This is a genomic window from Frankia sp. Mgl5 (assembly GCF_023242985.1).
Classification (GTDB): Bacteria; Actinomycetota; Actinomycetes; order Frankiales; family Frankiaceae; genus Parafrankia; species Parafrankia soli.
In genome coordinates, this window is sequence record NZ_JALKFY010000006.1 from 117,426 (window position 1) to 139,646 (window position 22,221).

The 22,221-nt window shown below is 72.0% G+C and carries 16 protein-coding genes; 11 read left to right on the plus strand and 5 right to left on the minus strand.

Going from position 1 to position 22,221, the window contains the following annotated elements; all coding sequences use genetic code 11:
- Nucleotides 1-864 precede the first annotated feature (864 nt).
- From MXD62_RS04805 to MXD62_RS04845, 8 genes are all read left to right on the plus strand, one after another.
- On the plus strand, nt 865-2,067 hold the full coding sequence (locus MXD62_RS04805) for a cytochrome P450 (RefSeq protein WP_248828218.1): 1,203 nt from the start codon (nt 865-867) through the stop codon (nt 2,065-2,067).
- A 58-nt stretch (nt 2,068-2,125) separates the two neighbouring features.
- Nucleotides 2,126-2,632, plus strand: a complete 507-nt coding sequence (locus MXD62_RS04810) for a PaaI family thioesterase (RefSeq protein ID WP_112105458.1) — start codon at nt 2,126-2,128, stop codon at nt 2,630-2,632.
- Complete coding sequence (locus MXD62_RS04815; protein ID WP_248828219.1) at nt 2,619-3,773, plus strand: thiolase family protein; 1,155 nt, start codon at nt 2,619-2,621, stop codon at nt 3,771-3,773. Before MXD62_RS04810 ends, MXD62_RS04815 begins: the two co-directional genes overlap by 14 nt.
- A 2-nt stretch (nt 3,774-3,775) precedes the next feature.
- Nucleotides 3,776-4,207, plus strand: coding sequence for an OB-fold domain-containing protein (locus tag MXD62_RS04820; RefSeq protein WP_248828220.1), 432 nt, complete (start codon nt 3,776-3,778; stop codon nt 4,205-4,207).
- The gene (locus tag MXD62_RS39090) at nt 4,204-6,723 is read left to right on the plus strand and encodes a CoA transferase (RefSeq protein WP_308301192.1); all 2,520 of its coding nucleotides are present in this window, start codon (nt 4,204-4,206) and stop codon (nt 6,721-6,723) included. Before MXD62_RS04820 ends, MXD62_RS39090 begins: the two co-directional genes overlap by 4 nt.
- A 185-nt stretch (nt 6,724-6,908) precedes the next feature.
- Nucleotides 6,909-8,531: an SMP-30/gluconolactonase/LRE family protein gene (locus MXD62_RS04835; RefSeq protein ID WP_251081214.1), complete on the plus strand. Its 1,623-nt coding sequence runs from the start codon at nt 6,909-6,911 to the stop codon at nt 8,529-8,531.
- Between the two features lie 109 nt (nt 8,532-8,640).
- On the plus strand, nt 8,641-10,482 hold the full coding sequence (locus tag MXD62_RS04840) for an NAD(P)/FAD-dependent oxidoreductase (RefSeq protein WP_248828222.1): 1,842 nt from the start codon (nt 8,641-8,643) through the stop codon (nt 10,480-10,482).
- A gap of 201 nt (nt 10,483-10,683) precedes the next feature.
- Entirely contained in the window at nt 10,684-11,016 is a 333-nt protein-coding gene (locus MXD62_RS04845) for a hypothetical protein (RefSeq protein ID WP_248828223.1), read from the plus strand.
- Between the two features lie 40 nt (nt 11,017-11,056).
- Here the strand turns inward: MXD62_RS04845 and MXD62_RS04850 are convergent, their stop codons facing one another.
- From MXD62_RS04850 to MXD62_RS04860, 3 genes are all read right to left on the minus strand, one after another.
- Nucleotides 11,057-12,193, minus strand: a complete 1,137-nt coding sequence (locus tag MXD62_RS04850; protein WP_248828224.1) for an amidohydrolase family protein — start codon at nt 12,191-12,193, stop codon at nt 11,057-11,059.
- Between the two features lie 577 nt (nt 12,194-12,770).
- The gene (locus MXD62_RS04855) at nt 12,771-13,190 is read right to left on the minus strand and encodes a GNAT family N-acetyltransferase (protein WP_248828225.1); all 420 of its coding nucleotides are present in this window, start codon (nt 13,188-13,190) and stop codon (nt 12,771-12,773) included.
- 132 nt (nt 13,191-13,322) lie between these two features.
- Nucleotides 13,323-13,688, minus strand: coding sequence for a hypothetical protein (locus MXD62_RS04860; protein ID WP_248828226.1), 366 nt, complete (start codon nt 13,686-13,688; stop codon nt 13,323-13,325).
- A gap of 329 nt (nt 13,689-14,017) precedes the next feature.
- Here MXD62_RS04860 and MXD62_RS04865 point away from each other — a divergent pair, with 329 nt between their 5' ends.
- Nucleotides 14,018-14,272, plus strand: a complete 255-nt coding sequence (locus MXD62_RS04865) for a hypothetical protein (protein ID WP_248828227.1) — start codon at nt 14,018-14,020, stop codon at nt 14,270-14,272.
- Between the two features lie 418 nt (nt 14,273-14,690).
- On the plus strand, nt 14,691-15,461 hold the full coding sequence (locus MXD62_RS04870; RefSeq protein ID WP_248828228.1) for an alpha/beta fold hydrolase: 771 nt from the start codon (nt 14,691-14,693) through the stop codon (nt 15,459-15,461).
- Between the two features lie 46 nt (nt 15,462-15,507).
- On the opposite strand, the gene MXD62_RS04875 is transcribed toward MXD62_RS04870, so the two are convergent.
- Nucleotides 15,508-17,694, minus strand: coding sequence for an NAD-binding protein (locus tag MXD62_RS04875; protein WP_248828229.1), 2,187 nt, complete (start codon nt 17,692-17,694; stop codon nt 15,508-15,510).
- Between the two features lie 112 nt (nt 17,695-17,806).
- Here MXD62_RS04875 and MXD62_RS04880 point away from each other — a divergent pair, with 112 nt between their 5' ends.
- Nucleotides 17,807-18,697 carry an oxygenase MpaB family protein gene (locus MXD62_RS04880; protein ID WP_248828230.1) on the plus strand — a complete coding sequence of 297 codons (891 nt, stop codon included), beginning with the start codon at nt 17,807-17,809 and terminating at the stop codon, nt 18,695-18,697.
- Nucleotides 18,698-19,014: 317 nt separating this feature from the next.
- On the opposite strand, the gene MXD62_RS04885 is transcribed toward MXD62_RS04880, so the two are convergent.
- A complete protein-coding gene (locus MXD62_RS04885; protein WP_248828231.1) occupies nt 19,015-22,014 on the minus strand; it encodes a sulfotransferase family protein in 3,000 nt (999 codons plus the stop codon).
- Nucleotides 22,015-22,221 lie beyond the last annotated feature (207 nt).

A 22,221-nucleotide genomic window follows, 5' to 3' on the forward strand; every position in this document is an offset into this window, starting at 1 on the left:
AGTGGTCCGTGTGCGGAGCTTGTCGGGTGGCGGTCGGCTCCACCGTTCCAGGCCCCGTTCACCCGCTCGAAGTCCGGTCGGCCGCCAACTGCGAGCGGGGCTGGACACCCTCGTGTGGCGCGCTCGGCCGACGCCGGTGAGCTCGCGCGCGGTCCTCGGTGAAATCGTCGGAAAGTGCTCCTGACCTGCTGGAACGATTCTGGCTGCGCGGCCAGGGTGAGGTTGCCTGCGGCCTCGTCAACCTTCCGTCCGGCCAGCTCCTGTCCGCGGGATCCGCGCCGGGTGTCGAGATGGGAGTGGACACATCGAGATAAGGCTTCTAATCTTGTCAATGTTAGCGTCCGAAGATCGTTTATAATCTGGTCGGCGGCTGCGGCCATCCAGGGGGCGGCCCTCGGCGAGTCGGCAGACGGTGTCGGAAAGGGCGACTCCGTCTCCGGTCGCAGTGGTGGGCGAGTTCCGGATCGCGCAGAACTGACGGGCGCCGGCGCGGTGTTTGCTGGCGGTTGCGTATTTTCCGTCGGAGTTCGACAGAGAGCAAACGGCATTCTGGTTCCGTAAGGTGCCGTGCGTCGTGGCTGCGTGCCGGTGAACCACGGCAGGACGCCGGGGTGATTTCCTCGGCACCGTGCCGCCGGTGACAGCTCAGCACGGTGAACTTCCCGGTCCGGGCGTAGTGCACCCGGCCCAATCCTCCCTTGACCCGGATTCCGGTTTCGTGACCGACGACTCGGAGCGGTCGGACGGTCGCCGGCTCCCGCGCGCCGCCGGTGGGTCCTGACCCGGACCAGAACCTGACGATCCGCGAGCCCTGTCCACTTACCTGACCTGTCTGTGTTGCGACGGCGAGAACGGAGGAAAGCCGTGCCCGACGACACCGAGGTCCACCGGTTCCCTTTCGGTCCATCGGCCGGCCTCGAAGTCCATCCCCTGTGGGCGAAGATCCGCCGGGAGGAACCGGTCGCCCGGGTACGGCTGCCCTACGGCGGCGAGGGATGGCTGGTCACCCGCTATGACGACATGAAGCAGGCGCTTTCCGACCCGCGACTCAGCCGCGCCGCGGCCGTCGGTCGGGAGGACGTCCCACGGACCACCCCGCGGCCGGCGCAGCCGTCCGCGCTGCTGAGCATGGACCCGCCGGAGCACACCCGGTTACGCCTGCTGATCTCCAGAGCCTTCACCGGCCGCCGCGTCGAGCAGTTACGCCCTCGTGCCCAGGAGATCGTCGAGGCACACCTGGAGCAGATCGAGCGATCGGGGCCGCCCGCCGATCTCGTTCGGGGCTTCGCCCTGCCGCTGCCGGTCACGCTGATCTGCGAGATGCTCGGCGTGCCGCCGGAAGATCAGCACCGGTTCCGTGAGTTCGCCGACGTCATGCTGTCGACGACCGCCTACACCGAGGAACAGGTCGTCGACGCCCGGGCGAGGCTCGCGGGCTACCTCGCCGAGCTGGTGGCCCTCCGTCGGGCGCACCCGACGGACGACCTGCTGGGTGCTCTGGTCGCCGCGCGGGACGACGAGGATCGGCTCAGCGAGGAGGAGCTGATCGACATCGGCATCACCCTGCTGATCGCCGGTCACGAGACCACCGCGAGTGAGCTGTCCAACTTCATCTACGTGCTGCTCACCGAGCCCGGGCACTGGGAGGCGCTGCGTGCGCGGCCCGAGCTGATACCCGGCGCGGTGGAGGAGCTGCTGCGACACGTCCAGCTGTCCACCGGCGGCAACAACCCCCGGGTGGCCACCGAGGACGTCCAGCTGGGCGACGTCACGGTGTCGGCCGGCGAGGCCGTGATCGTGTTCGCGCAGTCCGCGAACCGCGACGAGGCCGTCTTCGACCATCCGGACGAACTGGATCTCACTCGTCACCCCAACCATCACCTTGCCTTCGGGTACGGCACGCACTACTGCCTCGGAGCCCAGCTGGGCCGGATGGAGCTGCAGGTCGCGCTGGCCGCGTTGCTGCGCCGGTTCCCCTCGCTGCGGCTGGGCGTGCCGGTCGAGGAACTGCCATGGAAGTCCGGCCTGCTCGTGCGGGCCCCGGAGTCGCTCCCGGTCGAGTGGTAGGGCGGTCACGTTGACAGAGCAGCCGAAAGAGCCGACGGAGCAGCCGAAAGAGCTGACAGTGCAGCCGAACGGAACCGAACCGAACTGGAAACCGGTCGGCGACGACCTGTTCGCCGTCCTGTGTCCCCCCTGCCGGCAGCTCGGGCGCTGCCGGATGGGGATGGAAGAAGAGACGCTGGCCGCGGACGGGTCGGCCCACTACCGCCTGCGCTGCGGCCCGGAGCACGAAGGCGGCCCGGGTGTGGCGCACGGGGGCTGGATCTCGGGCGTGTTCGTCGAGATCGTGGGCCACCTCGCCGTGCAGATGGAACAGCTCGCGGTGACGGGGGCGCTGAGCGTCACCTACCGCAAGCCGGTGCCGATCAACCGGCCGCTGACCGCGCGGGCCTGGCTCGCCGGGAAGGACGGCGGGAAATGGACCGTCGAGGGCAGCATCCACCTCGCGTCGAGCGGCACTGAGCTCGCGCACGCGACGGCGCTCCTGGTCGAACGCGAGATGAGCCATTACACGCGGGCCCGGGAGTGGCTCGGCCGCGAGGAGGCGGGCTCAGATGGCACTGCGTGACGTCGCGATCGTCGGGCTGCACGCCACCGAACAGGCGCGCCGGCTGCCGCACCGCACCGCGCTCGATCTCGCGCAGGAGGCCGTCTTCGGCGCGATCGCCGACGCCGGCCTGCGGCCCGCGGATGTCGACGGGGTCGCCGCGGACTGGCCCGGCCCCGGCGGGACGGTCGACGAGAGCGCCTCGTGGTCGCGCTCCCTGGGGCGGTCACTCAACTGGGTCGGCGAGGGGATGCTCGACACGGCCGGTGCCCGCGGCGTGATGAAGGCCGCCGCCGCGATCGCCGCGGGCCTGTGCGACGTCGCCGTCGTCGGCGGCGGGCTGTCGGGCCGGTTCGGCGGCCGCGGGCCGGTGGGCGTGGCGGTGGCGGAGGTCGAGTTCGTCGACGTCTGGGGCGCCTACTCCATTCCCCTGTTCGCCCTGGTCGCCCAGGGGTACATGCGCCGGTTCGGGACCACCCCGGAGCAGCTGGCGACCGTCGCCGCCACGATCCGGAACAACGGCTCGTCGAACCCCGAGGCGATGATGTACGGCAAGGGCCCGTACACGGTCGACGACATCCTGGCCTCGCCCCTGGTGGCGACGCCGTTCCACCTGCTCGACGTGTGCATCACCGGCGAGGGCGGCGGAGCCGTCGTGCTCACCTCGCTGGAACGGGCGCGTGATCTGCCCCATCAGCCGGTCGCCGTGCTCGGGGCCGGGATGGAGTTCGCCGGGAACCACGGCATGCCGCCGCTGGACTACCGGACGGTGGGCCGGCTGGGCGCCGCCGCGGCGCGGCGGGCGTTCGGGGCCGCGGGCGTCACGGCGCGCGACGCCGACGTGCTCGCCCTCTACGACCCCAACTCGTTCGAGCTCCTCAGGCAGCTCGAGGTGATCGGGCTGTGCGGCGAGGGGGAGGGCGGGGCCTTCGTCGACGACGGGCACATCGCCCTCGACGGCCGCTACCCGACCAATCCCGAGGGTGGCTGCCTGTCCTATTCCTGGAACGGAACCCAGCACATGACGCTGAAGGTGGCCGAGGCGGTCCGGCAGATCCGCGGCACGGCGGTCCACCAGGTGCCGGGGGCCGAGGTCGCCGTCGTGGCGAACGCCGGGTCCGGCACCCGGCACTACGAGGTCGTCGTCCTGGGGAAGGCCTGAAAATGACACGATCGACACCCACGCCCTCCGAGCTCTCCGTCGAGTTCTGGTCCGCCGCGGCGAAGCACCGCCTGGTCGTCCCGCACTGTGGGAGCTGCGGGATCCGGTACTTCCCTCCGGAACGCCTGTGCCCGGGGTGCGGCGCGCCCGGCTGGCACTACGTGGAGAGCACCGGGACGGGCCGGGTCGTGGCCCACACGGTCGTGCACCGGGCGCTGTCCCCGGACTTCGCGACCCCGTTCGTCCTCGCCACCGTCGAGGTCGACGGCGAGTGGACGATGCTGACCAACATCGTGGACTGCGACCCGGACCAGGTGGCCGTCGGCCTGCCGGTCCGGGTGCGGTTCCTCGACTGCGAGGGCGGCGCCCTGCCGTGCTTCGCCCCGGAGAGCAGCGCCGGGTCCCCGCCCGACCGGACGGGGCAGCGACCGTGACGGGGCTGTCGGGCGGCGGCGCCGAGCTGCCCCTGGCCGGCGTCCGGGTCGTCGACCTGTGCCGCGGCGGCGCGGAGCTCGCCTCGCGGGTGCTCGGCGACCTCGGCGCCGACGTCGTCCGGATCGAGCCGGCCGGAACCCTCGACGCCCCTGGTCGGGCGCCCGGTACGGACGTCCGGCACGAGACGCACAACTTCAACAAGCGTGCCCTGGCGCTCGATCTCGCGTCGGCCGGCGGCCGCGAGCGGTTACTGGGCCTGCTCGCGACGAGCGACATCGTCATCGAGGGGCTCGACGAGCCGCTCCCGGGCCATCTCGGCCTCGACGCGGGTGAGTTCCGGAGCCGGTTTCCCGCGCTCGTCGTTGTCTCCGTCACCGACTTCGGCCGGTCCGGGCCCTACCGGGACTGGGCCGGCACCGATGCCGTGCACGCCGCGCTCGCCGGCTTCCTCTCCCGCTCGGGGTTGCCCGGCTGGCCACCGCTGCTCCCACCGGCCGCCCTGCCCACGCAGTCCTCGGCGCTGGTCGCGGCGTGGTCGGCGCTGCTCGCCCACCACAACCGGCTGGTCACCGGTGTCGGCGACGACGTGGAGGTGTCGGTCTTCGAGAGCACCGTCCAGGTCATCGATCCCGGCTACGGGATGGCGGGTTCCGCGACGAGCGGCATCCCCACCTCCGACGGCCCCCGGGGCCGCCCGGCCGCCGGCCATCTCTACCCGGTGTTCCGCTGCGCGGACGGCTACGTCCGGCTGTGCATCCTCAAGCCCCGGCAGTGGCGGGCCGTGTTCGAGTGGATGGGCCGTCCCGCCCGGTTCGCGGACCCGGCGCTGGCGGACATGTCCCGGCGATTCGCCATCGCGGACGTCCTGCATCCGGCGATCGGTCGGCTGCTCGCCCACCGGAAACGCGACGAGGTCGCGGCCGAGCTCCAGCGGCTGGGGATTCCCGCGGCGGCGGTGCTCGACCTCACCGGGGTCCTGCGCGCGGACCACTTCGCCGCCCGCCGCACGTTCACCGGCGTCGCCACGCCGGAGGGGGAGATGCTCGTCCCGGACTGTCTGCTCGGGATCGACGGCCACCGGGCCGGCCTGCGCACACCGGCACCGCGGGCCGGTGAGTCGGTGGCTGAGCCGGCGGGTGAGCCGGCGGGCGAATCGGCGGGCGAGCCGCCGGACGGCGGGGCCCCCGGTGATCGTCCGCCGGCGGTGGCGGGACCCGATGCGGCCGGCACCACCGAGCCCCCCGCGGCCCCAGCGCCTCCTGCGCCTCAGGCGCCTCCCGCGCCGCGCCGGCCGCTCGACGGACTCCGGGTGCTCGATCTCGGCGTGATCGTCGTGGGTGGGGAGAGCGGGCGGCTCCTGGCCGACATGGGGGCCGAGGTGATCAAGATCGAGAGCGCCGCGTTCCCCGACGGCTCGCGGCAGTCGCTCACCGTGGAGCCGATCAGCCCCGTCTTCGCCTGGGGCAACCGCAACAAGGCGAGCCTGGGGCTGGACCTGCGCCACCCGCGTGGCCGGGCGCTGTTCCTGGAGCTCGCGCGGCAGTCCGACGTCGTGCTGTCGAACTTCAAGCCGGGGACGATGGAGAAGCTGGGGCTCGGTGTGGCCGAGCTGCACCGGGTCAACCCGCGGCTGGTGGTGGCCGATTCCAGTGCCTTCGGGGCGGACGGCCCGTGGGGCGACTGGCTCGGCTACGGCCCCCTCGTGCGCGCCGCGACCGGTATCAGCCTGCTGTGGCGGGACGACACCTCCGACGACCCGGATGGTCTCGCCGGTGATCCGGGCGGCTTCGCCGACGCGTCGACGATCTACCCGGACCACGTCGCGGCCCGGGTCGCGGCGATCGGCGTCCTGGCTCTGCTCGTCCGGCGGCGCAGCACCGGCCGTGGCGGGACCGTGAGCGTCGCCCAGGCCGAGGTCATCCTCGGCCAGAATCCCGACCTGTACGCCGCGGCGTCGCTCGGCCGGGCCGACGGCTCGCAGCGGCACGCACCGCGGGGCGTGTACCCGTGCGGCGGTGACGACGAGTGGGTCGTCGTCGACGCGCGGGACTCCGCCGACTGGCACCGGCTCGCCGTGGTGATCGGTGGCCCGTCCCTCGCCGCGGACCCGCGGTTCGCGACCACGCAGGACCGCCTCGCCCGCTCGGAGGAGATCGACGAGCTGATCGCGGCGTGGACCCGCCTGCGCCCGCCCCGCGCCGCGGCGTCCGAGCTCCAGGCGGCGGGCGTGCCGGCCGGGATGATGCTGCGGCTCACGGAGCTGCTGGACGACGAGCACCTCCGCGCGCGCGGGGCGTTCCGCACCGCGCGGCACCCGCTGATCCCGCGGCCGATGCCCAGCGAGAACACCCCCGCGCACTTCCGGAACATCCCGGACGTCGAGCTGCGCCCCGCGCCGATGCTCGGCGAGCACACCCGCCGGATCGCCCGCGAGCTGCTCGGCCTCGATGAGGGGGAAATCGAGCGCCTGGTCGACGAGGGTGTGCTACAGGAGACGACGCCTTCCACCCATTAGCTTTTCAGCAAACAATGGTCGTTCTGACCAGGCGCCGCTGTTCTCGAGATGGCTGTTGAGGATGGCGGCCAGCATTGCTATCCTTGTAAAGATATACGGTCATAAACCAGACACATAACCAGTACAGAGGTGGTCCGCGCACCTGCCATCCGACGGCAGGTGGCGGACACGTCTCGCGGACACCGATGTCCTCGGTACAGGGGGTCTCAACCTTGGCTCAAGGGGCGCGCTACACCAGCCTTGCTCCGACCACCCTCGCGGCGGGTTGGACCTTGGACCGACTTACGCCGACGAGCAGGCTTTTCGGTGCGAACGGGCTGCGCACCGGTCCCGACGGCCGCATATACATAGCCCAGGTGACCGGCAGTCAGATCAGCGCGCTGGACGTCGACACCGGGGCGGTGGAGGCCGTCAGCCCCAAGGGCGGCGACATCGTCGGCCCGGACGACGTCGCGTTCGACTCGGCCGGCAACATCTACGCGACCGAGTACATGGACGACCGGGTGAGCGCCCTCGGCACCGACGGCCGGGTCCGGGTCGTGGGCGAGGACATGCCCGCCGTCAACGGCATCACCGTGTACCAGGACCGGCTGTTCGTGAACGAGTGCCGGCCCGGCGGCCGGCTGATGGAGCTGCCGCTCGGCGGCGGCGCGCCCCGGGTGCTCGCGGACAACCTGGGCATGCCGAACGCCATGGAGGTCGGCCCGGACGGCTTTCTCTACTACCCGGCCATGGCCACCAACGACATCTGGCGTATTCACCCCGACGGCGGTGAGCCGCAGCGGGTCGCCGGCGATCTGGGTGTGCCGGACTCGGTGAAGTTCGACAACGCCGGATTCATCGTGTCCACCCAGGTACATACCGGCGAGGTGCTGCGCATCGACCCGCGCTCGGGCGATCGGGAGGTGCTCGCCAAACTCCAGCCCGGCCTCGACAACTGCACGTTCCTCGACGGCCGGCTGTTCGTCTCGAACTTCACCGGCGAGATCACCGAGGTGCTGGGCGGCGGCGAGACCCGGACCACGCTGCCCGGGGGCCTGAACTGGCCGCTGGACCTGACCCTCGACACGGACGGCACCCTTTACATCGCCGACGGCCCGTTCTTCTACGCGCTGAGCCCGGGTGGCTCCCCGCGAACCGTCGGCATGCTGTTCAGCCCCGGCAGCCCCGGTTTCGTCCGCGGGGTGACCACCACCGGGCCTGGCGAATTCATCGTCACCACGGGCAATGGCACGATCGCGCGCTTCCGGCCCGCGGAATTCGTGAGCGAGGTGCTGGCGGAGGGCCTGGACCAGCTCTACGGTGTCGCGATCGCGCCGGACGGCGCGGTGGTGGCGGCCGAGCTCGGCCGCGGCCGGGTGCTGGCGCTCCGAGCCGGCGAGATCGAGGTCCTCGCCACCGGACTGGACAAGCCGGTCGGCGTGACCTTCGGCTCCGACGGGGCCTGCCTGGTGTCCGAGGCCGGCGCCGGGCGGATCGTCTCGGTCGGCGGCCCACGCGCGGAGACCGTCGTCGACGGCCTGGACACGCCGCAGGGCATCCTGGCCCGGGGCGGGCGGCTGCTGATCGTCGACGCCGGCGCCAAGACGCTGCTCGACGTCGACCCGGGCACCGGGGCGCGCACCACGATCGCGCGCGACCTCCCCGTGGGCGCCCCGCCCGGCGTCACCCCCAAGCCGCTGCGCGGACAGCCGCCGTTCTCGGGGCCGCAGGGCCCGTTCGCCGGTATCGCCGCCGGCCCGGACGGCACCTTGTACGTCTCGGCGGACGCCGAGGGCAGCGTCCTGGCCCTCCGGCCGGAACGCTGAGCAGCCGCGCCGCGGCCATACCCACCCGGCCGATCGAAACTCCGCGGAGCCGGCCATGACCGGACCCGCCGTTCCCGACCGTGACCACGAGCAGGACCGAGGATCTCTCATGTACCGATCGCCCCTGGACCACTGTGAGCCGACGATCACCCCCGAGGTCGATCAGGAGGCGCTTCGCGACAAGTATCTCGCCGAGCGGGACCGGCGGCTGCGCACCGACGGCCAGAAGCAGTACGTCGAGTCCGGTGACGAGTTCGCCGAGTTCTACGAAGCCGATCCGCACACGCCGCTGACGCCCCGCACGCCGATCGACCTTGAGATCGAGGTGGTGATCCTCGGCGGCGGCTTCTCGGGACTGATCGCCGCGGACCGGTTACAGAAGAAGGGGATCTCCGACTTCAAGATCCTGGAGCTGGGTGGCGACTTCGGTGGCGTCTGGTACTGGAACCGGTATCCAGGCATCCAGATCGACTCGGACGCCTACTGCTATCTCCCGCTGCTCGAGGAGACCGGCTTCATCCCGAAGGAGAAGTTCTCCCACGGCGACGAGTGCTACGAGCACGCCCAGCGGATCGGGCGTCACCTGGGCGTCTACGACAAGACGCTGTTCCACACCATGGTCCAGTCGCTGGAGTGGGACGAGGAGATCGGGCGCTGGCGGATAGTCACCAACCGCGGTGACGACATCCGGACCAGGTTCATCATCATGTGCCAGGGGCCCTACAACCGGCCGAAGCTACCCGGCATCCCCGGCATCACCGACTTCAAGGGGCACACCTTCCACACCGCCCGCTGGGACTTCGACTACACCGGCGGTGACCTGCACGGCGGGCTGGACAAGATCGGCGACAAGCGGATCGCCGTGATCGGTACCGGCTCCAGCGGCGTCCAGGCGATCCCGCACCTGGCGCGCGGCGCGAAGCACCTGACGGTGTTCCAGCGGACGCCGTCCTACGTCTTCGAGCGTTCCAACTACCCGACCGATCCGGAATGGGTGGCGAGCCTGAAGCCCGGGTGGCGGGAGGAGCGCCAGCGCAACTTCCACAACGCGACCTTCGCGTTCTACTCACCGGGTGAGCCGGACAACATCTGCGACGCCTGGACCGAGGTCGCCCGTAACCTCGCGGCGCACCTCAACTCCACGAACGGCTGGGGCGCGCTGGCCGACCCCGTGAAGTTCATGGAGCTGCACGAGGCCGAGGACTACCGGGTCGCGGAGCGGATCCGGCAGCGGGTCGACCAGGTCGTCGGGGATCCGAAGACCGCGGAGCTCCTGAAGCCGTACTTCCGCATCCTGTGCAAGCGTCCGGTGTTCAACGACGACTACCTGCCGACCTTCAACCGGCCGAACGTCACCCTCGTCGACGTGTCGGAGTCCAAGGGCGTCGAGCGGATCACCGAGCGTGGGGTCGTCGCCAACGGCATCGAACACGAGGTTGACTGCATCGTGTTCGCCAGCGGCTTCGAGATCACCGGAGCTCTCGACCGGCAGCTGGACATCAGGCCACTCGCGGGCCGGGACGGGCGATCGCTTTACGACCACTGGGGCAAGGGCTTCCGCACGCTGCACGGCATCATGGCGCACGGTTTCCCCAACTACTTCGCCACCGGCTTCATCCAGGGCGGGGTCACCGCGTCCACGACCAAGATGTTCGAGCAGCAGGCCGACCACATCGCCTACATCCTCGGGGAGGCGAAGGCGCGCGGGGCGACGATCGTGGAGCCCACCGCCGAGGCCGAGGAGGGCTGGGTCCGGACCATCCGCGACAACAAGATCGACAACACCAGGTTCGTCACCGAGTGCACCCCCGGCTACTACAACAGCGAGGGTGAGTCGAACGCCCGGTGGTTCCTCGGCGAGCCCTACGGGCCCGGCTTCTACGCCTTCGAGGAACTGCTGCAGGAGTGGCGCGACGCCGGCGACCTGGCCGGCCTGGTCCTCAGAGACTGAGACTCGCTGCTGACGTTCCGCCGTTCCGCCGTTCCGCCGCTCTGTGGTTCCGTGGTTCCCTGGTTCCGCGGTGGCGGTCGCGCGGTTCGCGTGTGCCATCCGCTGCTCGCCGCTCGCTGCCCGCTGTCGGGGAGCGAGCGGCGGCACGGTGAGCCCGAGAGGAGAAACTGGAAAGAGCGGGGGAGAGCGGAGGTGGAGGCCGTGGACGATCCGCACGTCCATGTCGAGTGGAGCGTGCCGGACACCAGCGCCCACGTCCGCGCGGTGACGACCTCGGTGTTCGGACTCGTCGGCGACTCCCCGCGCACGGTGCGGGCGGGATGCGGCGCGCAGGTCCCGTACGCCTCGACCTCTCCCCAGCCCGAACGCGTCACCTGTCTGCCGTGCCGGGAGCACGCCCGGGAACGGCACCTGGTTTACGCCGTCAGCATCGAGCAGTCGGCGGGGCTGCTCGGCACCGGCCCCGACGACGTCCAGACGGTTCTCGCCGCCGCCCGCAGGCTGCGTGAGATCGCCGACCGTTTCGCGCACTGACCCGTTCGGTCGCGTGGGCGGCTTCGCGCGCTGAGCGGAGTCAGCCCAGCCGCTGTGCCAGGGCGGGGAAAAGGCGCAGGGCGTTGCCACGGGCGATCGCCGCGCGTGCCGGGGCGTCCAGCGCCGGGTCGGCGCGCAGCGCCGCGAGGCCCTCGCCGACGGTCGCCGCGGGGATGGCGTTGTAGTCGGAGCCGTAGAGGATCAGCCCGGCGCCGGCGGCCGCGAGGAGGCTCGGCGTGGCGTACGGGGACATCGGCCCGGCCGTGTCGTACCAGAACCGGCGTACCGCGGCCCGGATGGCTCCCGGGTCGGCGCCGTAGCCGAGGCCGCGGCCCAGCGCCAGGCGGCCCGCCAGGTAGGGGAAGGCGCCGCCGCCGTGCGCGAGGATCCACCGGATCCGCGGGAAGCGGTCGAGCGCACCGGACACGGTGAGCTGCACGGCGGCGCGGGTGGTGTCCGCCATGAAGTCCACGACGAAGGACGGCACCGCGATCGGGGACGCACCGGGCAGGTCGAACGGGTGCACCAGCACGACCGCGTCCCGGTCGTTCAGGGCCGCCAGGAGCGGATCCAGAGCCGGGTCGCCGAGATACCGGGTGCCGGCGTGCGCGGTCAGCAGCACCCCGTCAGGCGCCTGACCTCCGTACACCCGCTCGATCTCGGCGACGGCGTCGTTCGGCTCCAGGTACGGGGCGCTGGCCAACCAGCCGAAGCGGGCCGGCTGCTCGCGGGCGAGCGCGCCCAGGCTGTCGTTCGCGATGGCGGCCAGCTCCGCCGCCTGCCCGGCGGTCGGGGTGAACGCGGTCGGCACCGGCGCGGACAGGACGGCGAGCTGGATGCCGTGCTGGTCCATGGTGGCGAGGGTGGTACCGAGATCCCACTGCGCGAACAGCGGGCCGCCCGCCGGCGGGAGCATGCCGTGCTCCACCAGCCAGGACCGGACCGGCGCCGGCATGGCGTGGTGGTGCACGTCGATCCGCGGCGGCAGGTCCCCCGCGGGCTGGGCGGGGCCGCCCGGACGCGCCGCGGCCGCGGCCACGCCGCTCGTCAGGACCGCCGTGGGGACGGCGCTGGCCGCGGCCAGGAACAGCCCGCGACGAGAGGGAACGCGACCCGGGCCCGCGGATTCGGGTACGGGAACAACGTCGGGTACGGGAAGTACGTGGTGGTCGAACATTGCTGGTGCCGTCCTCTCCGGGACGCCTGTCTGAAGGCAGGCTTGTCCAGCGCCCCGGGCCGGCTTTTGCGGAATCGCCGCCGGTTGCCGCCGGAAATCCTCGGTGGCGAACGGGAACGGCAGCACAGAAGCATGGTCACGGGCGCGGGAAGAATTACGCCAGGTGTCGGTAACCGGCCGCGGATCAGTGGGAAACTCCTGGGTGGCGTCTTCGATGGCCTGCTCGAGCACCCTGCGCCTGGTCGGCACCCGTACCCATGTGAACCCCCGACACGGAAAGAAACGAAGCGCCCGGTGCACATGCCTGCCGCGGGCCTCGAGATGGACGACGGCATGCGACCTTCGTCGATCACCGTAAAGAGATGATAGGTCCGTCATCCGTGTTGGGGAAGGTTTTTTGGTGACTCTGGGAGTTCTCCGCGCTTTCAGGATGGTCACGGCGAAACGCGGCGGTGACCGCCCCGCCGTTTGGCGGAAAGCCCGGGTTCCAGGCCCGTCCGATCCGTTCCTCCGACGGCCCGATCCTCGCCGACACCCGGCAGAGGGCCGAGGCCGTGCCGGACCTGTGGAGGAAGCCTCAGCCGTCCAGCCGCAGGAGACCCGCCACGGTCTGCCGGAATCCGCACCGCTCGTAGAAGGGGCCCAGGTGTGGTTCGTAGTCGACGTGCAGCCACTTGGCACCGCAAGCCCTCGCCTCGACCGCGGCAGCCTGCACCAGACGTATCCCGAGCCCCCGGCGACGCTCGTTCGGGTGCACGGTCGTGTCCAGCAGGAAAGCGTGCAGGCCACCGTCACCGACGACGTTGACGAATCCGGCCAGGCGTCCTCCTCGACGCGCCGCGACCCACGTCAGGCTGCGGGCCGGTATCGGCGCAAAGGACATCGGTCCGCGGTCCGGCCACGATGCGCCGAAAAGCTCGTTGAGCTCCACGTCCGTCAGATCGGGACGTACCACCAGTACCGAACCGTCAGCCTGGGAAAAATCATCCGGCGCCATGCGGGGCAGCCTGCCACGCGAGCCGAGTGTCGTGGGCTGGCCACGTGGCTCGTCGAAGACCCGCCGCGCCGTTCCTCCGACCAGCAGGCGACGAGCCTGACCGCATGAGCGGGATCCTCGCCGGCTGGGGAGTCAGATCGGCCAGTCGAGCTGTGAGTCGGGGATGCCGTGGGCGCGGCCGTATTCCTGGGCCTCGGCGCGTCCCTGTGGGTCCCCCCGTCGGTAGCGGATGACCCGGCCGGGGAAAACGATGAAGCTGTCCTGAGTGGTGTGTAGGTCCACGTACCATCCAGGCGTGTCCAGGGCGTCGCTCAGTCGAGTCGCCAGTGCCTCGGCTTCGGTGTCGGCGACGTCGAAGAAGACCAGCGTCCAGACAGGTGGCTGGTCGGCGGTGACATTCCCTGGCGCCGACCGTTGGATCTTCTGGACGATGAGCGACAGGTCGTCCAGGACGGTCCCGACGCGCAGGCTCTCCGCGATCAGCACTCCGGCGGCCACTGGCGTACTCCCTCGGGTCAGGTCCAGCTGATGGTGTCGGGTGTATGGGGATATCGAGCCGTCGCCGTTACCGCCTCGGCTCTGGGTATGGCGAGCAGGGCCGCGTCGCCCTTTCGCGGCGGCGCAGGGATGTTCGCCGTCCCGGAGAGCTAGCCTGGACCTGTGGAGCGGCTCGGCGCGGGTCGTGACTCCGACATCTTCGTCCACGGGTCGGGCACTGTTCTACGGCGCTACCGTGACGGTAGATCCGCGGCGGCGGAGGCAGAGGTGCTCCGGCGCCTGCGCAGGTTGGGCTATCCCGTCCCGGGTCGGCGGGTCTGGACGCGGCGATGACGGCGCTGATCCTGGCGCAGGTGGCGGTGACCCCTGGGACGTTGCCGGGTTCCGTGGAGCGGGCCGGGTCGTTGCGCGACGGGGTGATCGTCGCGCTACGCGCCTTCGCCTCGGCGGTCTCGACCCCGTACGCTGCACACCTCGCCGAGGCCGAGATCCTCCGCCGCCGAGACCCGCGCCAGACGCCCGGCGAACTCGCCCACCTGGCCGCCGCGGTCATCCTCGCCCGATCCGCCAGCCCGTCGCCCTGAGGCTGCGGAGAGGAAGGCCCTGGCGGGTGGGACGGAAAGATCGCTACGGACGAATGCGTCGAAGTGGCCGCAACCCGGCAGCTCAACGACGACGGCTCTGGCCAGTCGGTCGGCCGTCCGCCGAATGCTCGCCAGCCGGGGATCGTGTTCTCCCGCGAGCATGACGGCTTCCCCTGCCCAAGGATCTCGGGGATCTTCCTCGGAGCCTTCTCGAACCGCAAAGCTATTAGGCGCGTTCGTCGGCGTACCCGGTGCCGTGGCGGCGGCCCCGGGAGTCCAGTGCGGACCGGCGTGCGAACCATGCTCGACCGGGACGTCGACGGGCCGGTGGCCGGGGAGCGGGCGGGCATGGTCTGATGATGGTGGTGGGTCCGGACACGGACCGCTCTGTTCCCGTCCTTGTCCCGGCCTGACGGTGGTGACCTTGACCAGCGACATCGACCGCTGGCTGCGGCGGTTCCACCGCGGCAGCGAGACGGGCCCCCGGCTCGTGTGCCTCCCGCACGCCGGCGGCGCGTCCACCTTCTTTCACCCGCTGTCCGCGGCGCTGGCGGAGGTCGCCGAGGTCTGCGCCGTGCAGTACCCGGGCCGGCAGGACCGGCTGGCCGAGGCCCCGCACACCAGCATCGACGCGCTCGCCGACGAGATCGCGGCGGCGCTGGGCCCGCTGACCGACCGCCCGCTTGCCCTGTTCGGGCACAGTATGGGCTCGATCGTCGCGTTCGAGGTGACCCGCCGGCTGGAGGCCACGCCGGGGGCACCTGTTCCGTCGATCGTGTTCCCGTCCGGGCGTCCCGCCCCGTCGAGGAGCCGGCCCGGCACCGTCCACCACGGTGATGACGCGTCCGTCCTGGAGTCGATCGCGAAGCTGGGCGGCACCGACCGGCGGATCCTCGCGGACCCGGAGTTGGTCGAGCTGATCCTGCCCGCGACGCGGGCCGACTACCAGGCCATCGAGACCTACCGCTGCGCGCCCGGTGTCACGGTGGCCGCGGAGCTGCGGGTGACGATCGGTGACAGCGACGCGGCCGTGACCGAGGCGGAGGCGGCGGCCTGGGCCGAGCACACGACAGGCGCGTTCGACCTGGCTGTGCTGCCCGGCGGGCACTTCTACCTCTCGACGCAGGTCGAGGCAGTGGCCGAGCGTGTCCGCACCGGCCTGCTCGGCGCCGGCATCCCCCTGGCCTGAACAGCCGCTCCTGACCAGTAGCCGCCCGCGGTGCCGGCGGGTGGCGTCAGCTCTGTGACGAGGTGTGCCGGGTCAGCTGGTTGCGCCGGACCATGTCCACGATCTGGGTGACGGGGCCGACCACGAGCAGTTCGTCCCCGGGTCGCAGCTTTGTGTGCCGGCCGGGTCGGTAGTCCGGGGAGCTCGCGCCCGAGCCGTGGGCCATGCCGTCCTCGGTGTTGTCCCGGGAGTCGTCGTCGGGCCCGATACGGGGGCCGCTGTGGGGGTCGTCGTGCCTGGTCACGGCCAGGACCCGGGTTCCGGTCGCGAGCTCGCCGAGGGTGGGCCCGGCCAGCCCGCCTCCGGGGCGCACCGTCATCCGCGCGACCAGGAACGGCGTCCGCTCCACGTAGAAGGCGCTGATCACCTCGTGGCCGAGCGCGGCGGCGACGAAGTACGGCGTCGCCAGCGTGGACGCGCTGCGGGCGGTGTGGATCCCGAAGCGGCGCTCGAACTCGTCCGCCATGGTGGCGTCGAAGACCCGCAGGACGACGCGCAGCGCCGCTTCGGGGCTCCCGTCGGCGGATTGGGCGGGGTCGTGGCGTGCGCCGTGGTAGGCCCGGCCGCCGGCGCGTTGGGCGGCGGCCCGCGCGGCCCGCCGGGCGGCGTGGGCCCGGCGCAGCTCCGCGTGCGTCTCGCGGGCCGACAGGATGGTCTCCAGGTTGGCCAGGCCGTCGCTGGTCACCGCCGCGATCGTGGTCGCGTGCGCGAGCCCGGCCTCCAACAGCGTCGCGCGTACCGTCGCGTCGCCGATCACCACGGGGACGCCGCGCTCGCGGGCCACCGGCAGGAACCGGTTGTTCTCGTCCCGTTCGATGACCACGATCCGCCGGCCGGCCCGCAGCAGGCCCTCCATCGTCGCCACACCCACCGAGCCGAGCCCGCAGAGGATCACGTGCCCGCGGACGGTGTTCGCCCGGCCGCGCCCAAGCGCCCGTTCCAGCCGGCGGCTGATGATGACGTTGGTGATGAACGCGTAGACGACGGCGATGGACAGGGCGCCGAGCAGCATCAGGCCGATGCCGAAGGCCTGCAGCCAGCCGTCCGCGGCGCCGAAGTTGTAGTCGCCGTAGCCGACCGTGACCATGGTCTCGACCGTCAGGTACAGCGCGTCGAGCGCGTCGAAGTCCGCGGGCGCCCCGGGATTGTTGTCCTCGTAGGTCAACGCCAGCACGACAGTGCTGATCACCATGAGGGCCCCGACGACCGCCAGGGCCCGGCGGAACGGCCGGTCGAGCTCGCCGCGCACCGTCGCCAGCAGCGTCCGCATCCGGGCGGCCCGCGTCGTGTTCCGAGCCGGCGCGTGCCGTGCGCGGCCGGGGACGTCCGGCGCCCCCGCACGGCCATCCCTGCCACCGCGGCCGTCTCTGTCACCGAGTCCACCGCGGTCGCGGTCATCGCCCCCGGCGCCCCCGCCGCCGTGGCCGCGGCTGTTGTCGCCGGCGTCCTCCCTGGCGCCGGCGACCAGGGAGGCGAAGACGCGGGCGTCGTGCACCTCGTCGACCGCCATCCCGCGTGCGCGGAGCTCGCCGAGACGGCCCAGCACGGTGAGACTGTCACCGGGGGCCAGCGGGACGTCCCGCGGCGGGCACACCTCGGCCAGCCGCTCGCCCGCCCGGCGCAGCGAGATGGGTGTCAGGTCGCCGTAGAGCGCCCGGAACGGCGCCCGGCCGGTGACCGGCTCGTCGACGACGGCGAAGATCTCCACGCCCCCGGCCGGCTCGTCCAGGGGAAACGCGTGGATCACGGCGGAGCGTACGCACGCCTCGACGAAGCCCGGCCCCGCCAGCTCGCCGACGCTGCGTACCCGGACCTGGGTGAGCGCGTCCCGGAGCTGGTCGCCGAGCTGGCGGTTGCCGATGCCGGCGATGATCCGGATCCGCGGCGTGGCGTTGACCGCCACCAGCGCGATCTGCAGGTTCTCCAGGTCGGTCTCGTGGCAGGCCACCACAGCCAGGGCGGTGTCGAGGCCGGCCTCGCGCAGGGACTCCGGCGTCCGGATGCTCTCCCGGATCAGGGTGACGCCCCACCGTTCGAGCCGGCGGCGCAGGCCCGGCGCGTCGCGCTCATCCACCACCACGGCGCGCACCCCGGCCGCGTCAAGCTGCTCGACGATGCTCAGGCCCAGGTCGTTCAGGCCACACACGATCACGTGACCGGCGATCGTCGCAGGTCCGGCAACCCCCATGGCCATCACTGAACCATGCGGGAAGGCGGCACCCGGCACGTCCCCGGGCCGTCCCCGGAGCAGAGGAGGATTCTGGCCGGTTGGTCCGTCCGCGGTTGCTCGGGCGCATGATGGAACGGTGACGCTGCCCAGGATCCGGATCGACGCGGAAGCCCTGCGCACCCGTCTCGCCGGGGAGGTGTTCTCCCGGGTGGCGGGCACGAGCGGGCCGCAGCGGCGGGAGCAGATCTTCGAAGCCCCCGGCGAGCGTTGGTTCGGCGAGGACCGGCCCATCCGCCGGGTGCACGCCGACGCGGCCATGTTCGTCGGCGGCCTGCGCGCCCTGCTCTTCCAGTCGCTGCACCCGCTCGCGATGGCCGGGGTCGCCGAGCACTCGGACTACCAAGAGGACCCGTGGGGCCGTCTCCAGCGGACGAGTTTCTTCCTGGCGGTGACGACGTTCGGCCCGGTGAGTGAGGCGGAGCGGGCGGTGGACCGGGTACGCGGGGTGCACCGGCGGGTCCGGGGCGTCGCCGCGGACGGCCGGCCCTACTCGGCGGGCGACCCGCACCTGCTGCAATGGGTTCACCTCGCCGAGATCGACAGCTTCCTGGCCGCCCACCAACGCTACGGGGCGGCGCCGCTGAGCCCGTCCGAATGCGACGACTACATCGCCGACGCCAGCCTGATCGCCAGCCGGCTCGGCGTGCCCGACCCGCCGCGGACCCGGCCCGAGCTCGCCGACCAGCTCGCCGCCTTCCGGCCCGAGCTGCGGGGGACGCCGCAGGCCCGCGGCGCGGCCCGCTACCTGTTGCTGCGGGCCCCGCTGCCTCTCGCCGCCCGGGTTCCCTACAGCGCGCTCGCCGCCGCGGCCGTCGGGCTGATGCCCGCCTGGACTCGCTGGCCGCTGCGACTGCCCTACCTCCCGGCGACCGAAGCCACCTGGGGACGGATCGCCGGGCACGGTGTGGTCTCGAGCATCCGCTGGGCCACGGCACCTCGGGACAGTGCCACCGACCCGGCCGCCTAGCCGGCCGCCGCGCCCGAAGCTGATCCGGACGACGCGCCGGAGGGAGCAGGCGCGTCCCCCTCACTGACGCGCCTGCCCACCCGGCCGGCGTCCGGCGCTACGCGTCCGACCGGGCGTGAATCCACCCCGGCTCGGCACGTATCGCCTCGGGCCCGCCACGTCCCGACGCAGCCGGCACCCGCCGTCCGGCGCCCGCTGACCCACCGTGCGGGGCCGCGGACGCCCTCGTGAGAAGTACGCGGTCGACAGCCGTTACCCGCGACCGGCCCGTCCGCCGTTGGACTGTCCCGGTCGAGGTGCGCTCGACCGGCTTCAGGTCAGTGGCTGTGATCCTCGGGCTGGATGTGGGCGAGGCACGGTGTGGCCGCGGGGGTGCAGGTGCCGATCGTGGCCACCAGGTTCGGGAATTCGAAGGCGGTGGTGAGGTCCTCGACGCGCAGCAGGACGGCGGAGCGGCGGCCGACACCGTGGTCGTCGAGGCGGATGGTTCCGTAGGCGCCGTTGTAGTCCGTGCTGTCGCAGGCGTGGGCTGTGGGGCCTCGCAGGCACTGCAGGATCCGGTCGCGGGCGTCGGCCGCGGTGGACGGTATCCCGGCGCGCAGCAACGCATCGTTGATCATGAGAAGTGAGTCGTAGCTGAGTGCCGCCCAGCCGCCGGACAGCCACCGGTCCTCCTCGTGGCTGCCGGGCCCGGCGCAGCGGTCCAGGGACTCGCGGATGTCGTCGTAGAAATCCATCCGGCGCCCGGCGTCGAACAACGACTCGTCCTCACCGGCCTGGGGGTTACCCAGCGCGGCGCAGGTCTGGATCCGGCCCCGGTAGGCGATGAGCACCTTTACGCCGTGTGGGACGTGGCGGGCCAGTTCCTGGTCGGCGAGGAAACGCGCCGAGGAGTCGGCGACGGCCACCTGCGGCATCCGGGAGCCGCAGGCGAGCCGCAGTGTCTGGGTGAACTCGGCGACGTTGGTGTAACGCCCCCCGAAGAAGACCAGGGGTAGCGCAGTCGGCGCAGCCCCCGGCGCCTGTCCCGCCGTGGGCCGGGTATCGGTGCTCCCCGGTGGGCAGGCCTGGCCGGCGGTCGCGGCGAGTGGCCGGTCCGACGACCACGGCACCAGGGAGACGGGCACCGGCGGTGCGGCGGGGCTGGGTTCTCCGTCGGGTGGTGCCGGCGTGGAGGACGCGGCCGACAGCGCCTGTTCCACGGCTTCCGGCGGGGGCGGGCAGGTGGATCTCGGGTCGCTGGTCGGGGCCTGGACGAATCCCGGGTGCCGCTGACGTCGCAGCACGTCGCAGTACAGCGAGGTCAGGTAGCGGTCGTTGACGTCCGGTTCGGTGTGGGTGGCGTCGGTGACCGGGTAGAAGAAGGTCAGCGGTTGGTTCTGGCTGCGGGCGTATTCGTAGATCAGCTGGACCTGGTCGTCGTTGGTGGAGTTGATCTGGAAGAACATCGGCCGCCCGCGGACGGTCCTGCCGAAAGTGTCCGCGCCCATGGCGGGGCTGGCCAGGGCCTCACCGTAGCCGTCCGCGCTCATGGTGGGGCTGACCATCGGGACGCCGGCGGCGCCCAGCGACGCGCTCAGGGCGTGCTGGATTCCCGTGGTGCTGTTCGCGGTGACAATGGCGGCGGCCAGCGTCGGGTCCGCGGCTAGTTGCCGCAGCTTGTTCTCGAGGATCTCCAGATGGTCGCGGACCGTGGAGCCGGTGCCCCAGGCGGTGAGATCGCCGGTGTTGACGACCGCGAGGCGTACATACGGCAGGCGGGTGCTGCGCATGGCGTTGATCCGAAGCTGGGCGGCGTACGCACCGGCCAGGCCTTCCCGCTCGGCCACGACGGACCGGATCGCCCTGGTGGGGGTGGCGGGGGTCAGGGAGGTGACCAGGGCGACGGTGATGAGCGGGCGCCGGCCGTCGGCCAGCCGCTGCACCCTCTTGTTCTCCCGGTAGATCAGAGTGTCGTCGAACAGGTTGGGGATGTCGTCGGGGCCGGGCTGGTGCACGGTCAGCCGGGCCGCTACCGAGGACAGGGCTCCGCCGATGACGTTCCCGGCCAGCTGGCGCCAGCCGAGACAGGTCCGGTAGCCGATCCACTCGCCCGCGGAGGTGTCGGTGGACAGGTCCCGCTCCGATCCGGACATCGGCCGCAGGCAGTAGGGCTGGCCTGGGCTGAGCTGTACGTAGACGGCGGTTCCCATCAGGACGGCCGTGAGGCCGTACGCGGTCAGCCGATACATCCGCGGGCGGGCTCGCGGCGGCCACAGGAGTACGAAGAGCCACCGCGCCGCCCGCGAGAGGCTTTTCCCCAGCGGCAGGAGCCCAGCGAGGGCCACCACACCCAGACGGCGCCACATCGGGCCGGGTAGGCCACCCCACCAGGAACCAACGGTTCCCGGCAGCTGCCGCGACACCCGCAGACATGCCCGCAGCTGGGCGCGGCGTTCCGCGCGCTGCCGCCACGCGGAAAGGAGCCAGGCGCCAGCGGTCACGGGCATCACATGGTTGGTCACGACGACGGCCGCCGGCCGGCGCAGGGCGGCCACCAGCCACCACAGCCACCGGGGCAGCCGTGGCGAGTGCCAGCGCAGGTACTCCTCGAGCAGCACCGGCCGCCGGTCGTCCGGGTCCGTGGCGACGAGCAGGACGGGCAGCTGCCGTGGCACGTCACGGACCCGGAACCAGCCGGTGGGGACGAACCGACGTGCGTCGTACCGCAGATCGCGCAGGAGGGCCCGGGCCAGCTCCCGCTCCGTCGGCGCCGCCCGGATACTTCCCCGGACCAGCCGCCACAGCCCCACGAGCAGGCGCGCCCCGATGAGCACCATGGCGGTGAACAGGAGGAATGTGCCGACGTTCCAGGCGAGGTCGCCGCGGCCGAACTCCTTGACGTCGGCGGCGCTCATCAGCGCCGCGCCCAGGCCGGCGATACCGATCCAGAGCAGGCCGACCGGTTCCACGACGTACTTCCACCGCTCCCGCCGTGCGGCGATCCGCCGGCGGTCCAGGAGATCCTCGGCCCCGCCCGTTCCTCTCGACTGCCGCAGCACGCCGGTGAGATCGTCATAGCGCCGGGTGTCCGGAGCGGCCGGGCCCGCCTCGCGCAGCGCCTCGTCGATCGCCTCCTGCAGGGGCAGATCGGCCGGCACACACCGCACCACCCAGGCGCCGGGCACCTGATCGCTGACTGCCTCCGCCAGCTCGTCGTCCACGACCGGCGCCGGGACGACAGGGCGCGCCCCCCACCATCTCGCGTCGCGGCGGACCCATCCCACGACCTCGCGCACCACGTCCGGCACATCTCGCCGGTCCGCCGAACCCGCCACCGCCCCACCCCCGCGATCACTACCAGCGCACGGGATAAGCACTGTAGCGGCGGGGACACTGGCCGTGGCCGGTAGGTACGGCCGACATCGCGTCGAACATCGGCATACACGGCCCCGCCATAATTCACACCCAGCGTCGCCCGGATCGCCGGACTGATCCACCGTTGCCAGCCATGGCCAGGGTTGTACGTCATCGGGTGGCCGAGT